At 42.4% G+C, this 9,334-nt stretch carries 11 protein-coding genes; all 11 read left to right on the top strand.

What is annotated here, in order from left to right; genetic code table 11:
* On the top strand, positions 1-383 hold a 383-nt coding region (locus A2003_RS07245), incomplete at its 5' end, for an enolase C-terminal domain-like protein (protein ID WP_286687069.1).
* Between the two features lie 12 nt (positions 384-395).
* Positions 396-686 (top strand): muconolactone Delta-isomerase, encoded by a 291-nt coding sequence (catC, locus tag A2003_RS07240; RefSeq protein ID WP_004911173.1) that lies wholly within the window; start codon positions 396-398, stop codon positions 684-686.
* Positions 687-829: 143 nt separating this feature from the next.
* On the top strand, positions 830-1,750 hold the full coding sequence (gene catA / locus A2003_RS07235; protein WP_286687068.1) for a catechol 1,2-dioxygenase: 921 nt from the start codon (positions 830-832) through the stop codon (positions 1,748-1,750).
* An 82-nt stretch (positions 1,751-1,832) separates the two neighbouring features.
* The gene (gene benA / locus A2003_RS07230) at positions 1,833-3,209 is read left to right on the top strand and encodes a benzoate 1,2-dioxygenase large subunit (protein ID WP_151690826.1); all 1,377 of its coding nucleotides are present in this window, start codon (positions 1,833-1,835) and stop codon (positions 3,207-3,209) included.
* A gap of 11 nt (positions 3,210-3,220) precedes the next feature.
* Positions 3,221-3,721: a benzoate 1,2-dioxygenase small subunit gene (gene benB / locus A2003_RS07225; protein WP_099948650.1), complete on the top strand. Its 501-nt coding sequence runs from the start codon at positions 3,221-3,223 to the stop codon at positions 3,719-3,721.
* A 70-nt stretch (positions 3,722-3,791) separates the two neighbouring features.
* Positions 3,792-4,808, top strand: coding sequence for a benzoate 1,2-dioxygenase electron transfer component BenC (gene benC, locus A2003_RS07220; protein ID WP_151690827.1), 1,017 nt, complete (start codon positions 3,792-3,794; stop codon positions 4,806-4,808).
* Positions 4,809-4,825: 17 nt separating this feature from the next.
* Positions 4,826-5,611: a benzoate diol dehydrogenase BenD gene (gene benD / locus A2003_RS07215; protein ID WP_151690828.1), complete on the top strand. Its 786-nt coding sequence runs from the start codon at positions 4,826-4,828 to the stop codon at positions 5,609-5,611.
* 39 nt (positions 5,612-5,650) lie between these two features.
* Positions 5,651-6,883, top strand: a complete 1,233-nt coding sequence (gene benE / locus A2003_RS07210; protein ID WP_286687067.1) for a benzoate/H(+) symporter BenE — start codon at positions 5,651-5,653, stop codon at positions 6,881-6,883.
* Between the two features lie 18 nt (positions 6,884-6,901).
* On the top strand, positions 6,902-7,588 hold the full coding sequence (locus A2003_RS07205; protein WP_286687066.1) for a 3-oxoacid CoA-transferase subunit A: 687 nt from the start codon (positions 6,902-6,904) through the stop codon (positions 7,586-7,588).
* Between the two features lie 11 nt (positions 7,589-7,599).
* Positions 7,600-8,253: a 3-oxoacid CoA-transferase subunit B gene (locus A2003_RS07200; protein WP_286687065.1), complete on the top strand. Its 654-nt coding sequence runs from the start codon at positions 7,600-7,602 to the stop codon at positions 8,251-8,253.
* Positions 8,254-8,664: 411 nt separating this feature from the next.
* On the top strand, positions 8,665-9,334 hold a 670-nt coding region (locus A2003_RS07195; RefSeq protein WP_286687064.1), incomplete at its 3' end, for a thiolase family protein.

Here is a 9,334-nt window from a genome sequence, read left to right as displayed (position 1 = left end):
CAGATGAAGCTTTGACAGGTCCTGACAGTGCTTATCGTTTAGCGAAACAGCATGCGGCAGATGTTTTTGCTGTGAAAGTTGAGCAATCAGGTGGTCTGATTGAGGCTTGTGAAGTAGCCAAAATCGCTAAGTTGGCGGGAATTGATCTGTATGGCGGCACTATGTTGGAAGGTCCGATCGGCAGCATCGCTTCGGCGCATGCCTTTAGTACTTTTGACAGCCTTGCCTTTGGTACAGAGCTATTTGGTCCTCTCTTACTGACTCAAGACATTTTAAAAACACCATTGCGTTATGAAAATTTTGAATTGGTGGTGCCAAATACTGCAGGTCTAGGCATCGATATTGACGAAGACAAAATCGAGCAGTTGCGTCGTAAGGCTTAAGGGAGAAAGCACATGTTATTTCAGGTTCGTATGGATGTGCATCTTCCTGTGGAGATGCCTGCTGAACAAGCCAATCAGATTAAAGCGGTTGAGAAAGCTTATTCGCAAGATCTACAGCGTCAAGGTAAGTGGCGTCATATTTGGCGGATTACAGGACAGTATTCAAACATCAGTATTTTTGATGTCGAAAGCAACGAAGAGCTACACAACATTTTACAGGGCTTGCCCTTGTACCCCTACATGGACATTGAAGTGATGGCATTGAATCGTCATCCCTCTTCGATCCGTGAGGATGATCGTTAATTCACAACACCCCATCGTCACTCGACAGCGTCATCACATGCTCAGAGTGTCGTAGAGATAAGGACAGTGGTACGGCATAACGGATTGAATGACTCTCCGTTTCCCCACCACCTACGCGAGATGCATAGTTAAGGAGAAATCATATGAATCGTCAGGATATTGATGCATTAGTGAAACAAATGAATGTTGATACTGCTACAGGTGCAGTCGATCAACGTGTTCAAAGCATCGTGGTACGTTTATTGGGAGATTTATTCCAAGCAATTGAGGATTTGGATATCCAAGCTTCAGAAGTGTGGAAAGGTCTAGAATATTTTACAGATGCAGCTCAAGCCAATGAATTGGGCTTACTCGCTGCGGGCTTAGGTCTAGAGCATTATTTAGATTTGCGTGCTGATGAAGCCGATGCCAAAGCAGGTGTTTCTGGTGGTACGCCACGTACGATTGAAGGCCCACTGTATGTTGCGGGTGCACCTGAGTCTGTAGGTTTCGCCCGTATGGACGATGGTTCTGAATCAGACAAAATCGATACTTTAATTATCGAAGGTACAGTGACGGATACAGACGGCAATATCATCGAAGGTGCCAAAGTTGAAATGTGGCATGCGAATAGTTTGGGGAACTATTCTTTCTTTGATAAGTCTCAATCTGATTTCAATCTACGTCGCACCATTCTTTCTGATGTGAACGGTAAATATGTGGCTTTGACCACCATGCCTGTAGGTTATGGTTGCCCACCTGAAGGAACGACTCAGTTTGTTCTGAATAAGTTAGGTCGTCATGGTAACCGCCCTTCGCATGTTCATTATTTTGTTTCTGCACCGGGTTTCCGTAAGTTAACCACACAGTTCAATATCGAAGGTGACAAGTACCTGTGGGATGACTTTGCTTTTGCAACGCGTGATGGTCTTGTGGCGACGGCTGTCGATGTCACTGATGAAGCTGAAATTCAACGTCGTGGTTTAGATAAACCATTCAAACACATCATTTTCAACATCGAATTAGTCAAAGAAGCGGCTTCTGCGCCTTCTACTGAAGTTGATCGTCGTCGTGCATCTGCATAAGCAAGCGTAATTTAGGAACCGAGTTATTGAGATTTAATCAAATAACTCGGGGCTTCCTCCTTAGGAAAGTCGGAGAACGGACATGCCAAAAATTCCAGTAATCAACACGACGCATCTTGATCGAATTGATGAATTGCTAGTTGATAATGAAGAAACAGGTGAATACAAACTTCATCGTTCAGTATTTACAGATCAAGCGATGTTTGATCTTGAAATGAAATATATTTTTGAAGGCAATTGGGTCTATCTAGCTCACGAAAGCCAAATTCCAAAAAATAATGACTTTTATACGACTTATATTGGTCGTCAACCAATCATTATTGCTCGCAATCGTAATGGCGAATTAAATGCCATGATTAATGCTTGTTCACATCGTGGTGCACAACTCTGTCGCCATAAACGTGGCAATAAAGCGACTTATACGTGCCCTTTCCATGGTTGGACATTTAACAACTCCGGTAAATTGCTCAAAGTTAAAGATCCTACCGATGCGGGTTATTCTGACTGTTTTAACCAAGATGGTTCACACGATTTAAAGAAAGTTGCGAAGTTTGAAAGTTATAAAGGTTTCTTATTCGGTAGTTTGAATCCTGATGTTCCCTCTTTGAAAGAGTTTCTTGGGGAAACAACTAAGATTATTGACATGATCGTTGGTCAATCAGAACAAGGTTTAGAAGTATTACGCGGCTCTTCAACCTATACCTATGAAGGTAACTGGAAGCTCACCGCTGAAAATGGTGCTGATGGTTATCACGTATCTGCTGTGCATTGGAACTATGCAGCTACTACACAACATCGTAAAGAAACTGAAGCGGGTGACAACATCCGTGCAATGAGCGCAGGTTCTTGGGGTAAACAAGGCGGTGGATCATATGGTTTCGAGCATGGTCATATGTTGTTGTGGACTCAGTGGGTAAATCCAGAAGATCGTCCAAACTATCCAAAAGCAGATGAATACACCGAGAAATTTGGTGCTGCAATGTCTAAATGGATGATTGAGCGTTCGCGAAATTTATGTCTTTACCCAAATGTTTATTTGATGGATCAGTTCGGTTCACAGATTCGTGTGCTTCGCCCACTCAGCGTCAATAAGACCGAAGTGACCATTTACTGTATCGCACCAGTTGGTGAAGAGCCTGAAGCGCGTGCTCGTCGTATTCGTCAATATGAAGATTTCTTTAATGCTTCTGGAATGGCGACACCTGATGATTTGGAAGAGTTCCGCGCATGCCAAGCAGGTTATGCAGGCTTAGAGCTGGAATGGAATGATATGTGCCGTGGTTCAAAACATTGGATACATGGACCCGATGATGCAGCAAATGAAATTGGTTTAAAACCTAAATTAAGTGGCATCAAAACTGAAGATGAAGGCTTATATCTAGTTCAACATCAGTATTGGTTAAAGTCGATGAAGAATGCTATCGCAACTGAGAAAAAGTTAGCTGAAAGCCAAATTTAGGAAGATGCCAAATGAACACAACAACTCAAGCAACTTTAGAAAATATTGCTCAGTTTCTTTATCGTGAAGCACGTTTTCTAGACGATGAACAATGGGATGAATGGTTAAGTTGTTATTCACCAGAGGCTTCTTTTTGGATGCCTGCATGGGATGACGACGATCAGTTAACTGAAGATCCACAGTCTGAAATATCACTGATTTATTACCCAAACCGTCAAGGTTTAGAAGATCGTGTATTTCGTATCAAAACAGAACGTTCATCAGCAACGATGCCAGATACACGGACCAGCCACAATATTAGCAATATTGAGGTGCTCGAACGTGATGGAGACAAAGTCACTGTTCGGTTTAATTGGAACACATTGAGTTTTCGCTACAAAACCAACTACAGCTATTTTGGTATGTCTCGTTATGTGATCGATTTTTCTAACGAACAACCAAAAATCATGAGCAAATATGTGGTGTTAAAGAACGATTATATCAATCAAGTCATTGATATCTATCATCTCTAACCAGTAAGCCCAGCCAAATGGAATTTTGGTTGGGTAAGCGAGATCAAAATTTTTAAATAGGATGATTGCCATGTCTAACCATAATGTAGCACTTCAATTTGAAGATGGTGTGACCCGTTTTATTACAGTTACACAAGGTGAAACTTTATCTGACGCAGCCTATCGTCAGAAGATCAATATCCCTTTGGATTGCCGAGATGGTGCATGTGGTACATGTCGTGCATTCTGTGAATCTGGTAGTTATAATATGCCAGAAGAAACTTATATCGAAGATGCTTTAACACCAGAAGAGGCTGAACAAGGCTACATACTTGCTTGCCAGTGTCGTCCTACTTCGGATGCAGTTTTCCAAATTCAAGCATCATCTGATGTTTGTAAAACTGAAATTCATAGCTTTCAAGGCACTTTATCACGTGTCGAAAACCTATCTGACTCAACGATTACATTTGATATTCAACTAGATGATGGTCAACCTGAAATTCACTTCTTAGCTGGTCAATATGTAAATGTTGGTATTCCAGGAACATCTGAAACACGTTCATATTCATTTAGTTCAAAACCAGGCAATCGTTTAACGGGTTTTGTGGTGCGTAATGTCCCAAATGGTCAAATGAGCGAATTTTTGAGTAAGAATGCAAAAGCTGGTGACAAAATGCACTTCACAGGTCCATTTGGAAGCTTCTACTTACGTCATGTCACTAGACCCGTTTTGATGCTCGCAGGTGGAACTGGTATTGCCCCATTTATGTCAATGCTTCAAGTACTTGAAGAAAAGGGTTCAGATCACCCTATTCGTTTAGTTTTCGGTGTGACAAATGACTTTGATCTTGTCGCAATAGAAAAGTTAGATGAATTGCAAAGTAAGTATGCTTGGTTTGAATATCGAACGGTTGTTGCACATCCTGAAAGTCAACATGAGCGCAAAGGCTATGTAACAGGTCATATTGAAAATGATTGGCTTAACAATGGTGATGTTGACGTATACCTCTGTGGGCCAGTACCAATGGTTGAAGCTGTTCGTAGTTGGTTAGATCAAGAAGGAATTAAACCTGCCAATTTCTTATTTGAAAAATTTTCTGCAAATTAATCAAATCGGAGATCAGCATGATATTTCAAGATAGATTTAAGAACAAAATCGTCATCGTAACGGGTGCTGCTCAAGGGATTGGACGTAGCGTTGCAATTCGGGTAGCCGCTGAAAATGGATATGTGGTTTTAGCCGATCGTTCAGAGTTGGTCGATGAAGTTGCTTCAGAAATCCGTAGCACAGGTGGTCATGCAATCACAGTACAAGCTGATTTAGAGCGCTATGATGGTGCCCAAGCTGTTGTACATAAAGCCATTCAGGAGTTTGGCCGAGTAGATGTACTCATCAATAATGTTGGCGGTGCGATCTGGATGAAACCCTTTGATGAATTTAGCGAAGAGCAAATTATCAAGGAAATCAATCGTTCTCTGTTTCCAACTTTATGGTGTTGTCGTGCAGTTCTACCTGAAATGTTGAATCATCAATATGGGGTCATCGTCAACGTATCGTCTATCGCTACCCGTGGTATCAATCGCATTCCATATTCGGCAGCTAAAGGTGGTGTAAATGCACTTACCGCATCGTTGGCTTTTGAGCATGCCAAAAATGGCATCAGAGTGAATGCGATTGCTACGGGTGGAACAGACGCTCCACCACGTAAAGTACCTCGTAATTCAATTCCACTTAGCGAAGATGAAAAAGTTTGGATGCAACAGGTTGTAGATCAAACCAAAGAAAGAAGTTTGATGGGACGATATGGAACTATCGATGAACAGGTAAACGCCATTCTTTTTCTAGCATCTGGAGAGTCGTCTTATATGACTGGCAGTGTAATTGCAGTTGGTGGTGGTGATCAGGGGTAATTCTGATCTAAACAGCAGGAAATCTTGCAAGGAGGCGCTATGACTAACCTGTTGACGAGTTTAAAAAATGATTGGTCTATTTCAGCAACTATTGCAGGATTTTTAGCGGTTCTGATTTCATATTCTGGTCCGCTTATTATCTTTTTCCAAGCAGCACAAAAAGCCAATATCTCAACAGAAATGATGATTTCATGGATTTGGGGCATATCAATTGGTGCTGCTGTTGCTGGAATCTATCTTTCAATTCGTTATAAAACACCTGTCATCACAGCATGGTCAGCTCCTGGTACGGCATTATTGGTTTCACTATTTCCAAATATCTCTTTGAATGAAGTTGTTGCAGCTTATATCACTTCAGCGATTGTTATTTTTATAGTTGGAGCGACAGGATATTTTGACAAATTGCTGAAATGGATTCCTCAAGGAATCGCAGCAGGCATGATGGCAGGGATTTTATTTCAATTTGGCCTCGGATTATTTGTAGCAACTGATTCCATGCCTTTGATCGTTTTTAGCATGTTGCTTTGTTATTTATTAGCAAAACGTTATTCACCTCGTTATACCATGCTGTGGGTTTTGTTGTGTGGTGTTTCACTCAGCTTAGTTTTAGGAAAAATGAATCATGTTGAAATGCAGTTTAGTTTTGCTATTCCTCATTTCATTTATCCAGAATGGACTTGGCACTCTACATTTAACTTGGCTTTACCTTTAATTCTTGTGAGTCTGACAGGACAGTTTTTGCCAGGTATGGCAATTATGAAACTGAGTGGCTATGACACCCCTGCTAAACCGATTATTACAGCATCAAGCATCGCTTCACTCGCAGTCGCATGTGTAGGTGGAATTACGATTGTACTTGCTGCAATTACTGCTGCTCTATGTATGGGTAAAGATGCTCATGAACTCAAAGAGAAGCGTTATATCGCAGGTGTTGCGAACGGTATTTTTTATATTTTAGGCGGCTTATTTGCTGGCAGTATCGTCATGCTCTTTAGCCTTCTTCCCAAAGAACTCATCGCAGCTTTAGCAGGATTAGCTCTGCTTGGGGCGATCGGGACAAATGTCATGATTGCGATGAAAGATGATCATCAGCGCGATGCAGCATTAATCACATTTCTTGCAACGGTTTCAGGAATGCACTTTCTTGGACTTAGCTCAGTTTTTTGGGACATCTGTATCGGTGTTATCGCCCAGATTCTTTTAAATCCTCACACCCACCCAAATACTGTGATGACCCAGTCATCTTCTGAAAAACAGATCAGCAAGACTTGATTGTAGGATGAATTTATTATGATCGACAAATCACAAGCTTCACTGGTTGAAGCACTCTCCCAAATCCAAGATGGCTCAACCATTATGATTGGTGGTTTTGGAACCGCAGGACAACCTGCTGAACTCATCGATGCTCTGATTGAACTCGGGGTTAAAGACCTTGTCATCGTCAATAATAATGCAGGCAATGGCGATTATGGTCTTGCCAAACTCCTAAAAACAGGCGCAGTCCGTAAAATCATCTGCTCTTTCCCTCGTCAGTCTGATTCATGGGTGTTCGATGAACTTTATCATGCAGGCAAGATCGAATTAGAACTCGTGCCACAAGGCAATCTCGCTTGCCGTATCCAAGCTGCTGGGATGGGATTAGGGGCGGTATTTACACCGACTGGCTTCGGAACATTATTGGCAGAAGGCAAAGAAACCCGTCATATCGATGGCAAAGACTATGTACTGGAATATCCAATCAAAGCTGACTTTGCCTTAATCAAAGCTCACAAAGGCGATCGTTGGGGCAATTTAGTTTTTAATAAATCGGCACGTAACTTTGGACCAATCATGGCCATGGCTGCAGATGTCACCATCGCTCAAGTTTCTGAAGTAGTAGAACTCGGTCAGCTTGATCCTGAACACATTATTACCCCAGGGATTTTTGTCCAGCATGTGGTTGCTGTTAAAGCAACATCACCTGTCGCTGTGCAATAAGGAGAATAACAATGAGCTATCAAAAACTCAGCCGTGATCAAATTGCAGAACGTGTTGCACAAGATATTCCTGATGGTGCCTATGTCAATTTAGGTATTGGCTTACCGACTAAGATTTCAAATTACTTACCTGCTGATAAAGATGTCTTTCTGCATTCTGAAAATGGTTTATTGGCATTTGGTCCACCACCAGTCAAAGGTGAAGAAGATCCTGAGCTGATTAATGCAGGCAAAGAATATGTGACAATGCTCACAGGGGGATGCTTTTTCCATCACGGGGATTCCTTTGCCATGATGCGTGGTGGTCATCTGGATATTGCGGTACTCGGTGCGTTCCAAGTCGCAGCCAACGGTGATCTTGCCAATTGGCATACGGGTGCAGCCGATGCGATTCCTGCTGTGGGTGGTGCAATGGATTTGGCTGTAGGTGCAAAGAAAGTGTTTATCACCACCGATCATGTCACCAAACAAGGTGAACCGAAGATTGTTGAAACCTTATCTTATCCTGCAACGGGTCTGAAATGTGTTGATCGTATCTATACCGATCTGTGTGTGATTGATGTGACCACAGAAGGTTTAAAAGTGATTGAGAAAGTGGATGGTCTAAGCTTTGAAGAGCTGCAGGCTTTGACGGGTGCTCAATTGATTGATGCGACACAGGGTTAATGTTTACCAGCAACTAATTACGGGTTAAAGCAAAAGCTTTTTGTATAGGCGGCATCTTACTTTTTAAGGATAAAAAGTAACAAAAATCCTTTGTTACTCAGACACAACATCCGTGTTGTGCTGAGTAACGAGGCGACATCCATGTCGCCACCGCGAAATACTGATTGGAATGATTTAAATGCAGTTTTTTACTCACTTATATTTAGATTTTTTCCCGTAGTTAACTATCGTGACAGGCGACATGGATGTCGCCCGTTGGACAGGGAGGCAAGGAAGTCTCCTCTGTTCAACAATGGGTTTTGTCACTTTTGCCCTGTCAAAAGTGAGGCATTGCCTACGCAAAGGAAGTATGACTGAACCCGTAATTTGTGGCAGTGGTCCCAACAGATTGAAATATGGAAGTGTAAGACTATGAAAAATGCATACATCATTGATGCGATTCGTACCCCATTCGGTCGTTATGCAGGTGGTTTAGCCCCTGTACGTGCAGATGACCTTGGTGCAGTTCCAATTCAAGCCTTAATGCAACGTAATCCAACGGTCGATTGGCAACAGGTGGATGATGTGATCTATGGCTGTGCCAATCAAGCGGGTGAAGACAACCGTAATGTGGGACGTATGTCCGCATTATTGGCTGGCTTGCCGTATCAAGTCCCTGCAACCACAGTGAACCGTTTATGTGGTTCATCCTTAGATGCGATTGCCATGGCTGCACGTGCGATTAAAGTAGGTGAAGCAAATCTCATCATTGCGGGTGGTGTCGAGAGTATGAGCCGTGCACCCTATGTGATGGGTAAATCGGACAGTGCTTTTGGTCGTAGTCAAAAGATTGAAGACACCACCATGGGATGGCGTTTTATCAATCCAAAGCTCAAAGAAATCTATGGTGTAGACACCATGCCACAAACTGCGGAAAACGTGGCAGAGCAATTTAAGATTAATCGGATCGATCAAGACCAGTTTGCCCTAAACAGCCAACAACGGACTGCAGCAGCACAAGCCAAAGGCTTTTTTAAACAAGAAATCGTTCCAGTCACGATCCCACAACGTAAAGGTGATGTGGTCGTGATTGATACCGATG

The sequence above is a fragment of the Acinetobacter sp. GWC1_38_13 genome, from assembly GCF_001767535.1.
GTDB lineage: Bacteria > Pseudomonadota > Gammaproteobacteria > Pseudomonadales > Moraxellaceae > Acinetobacter > Acinetobacter junii.
This window is presented reverse-complemented; position numbering and strand designations above follow the sequence as displayed.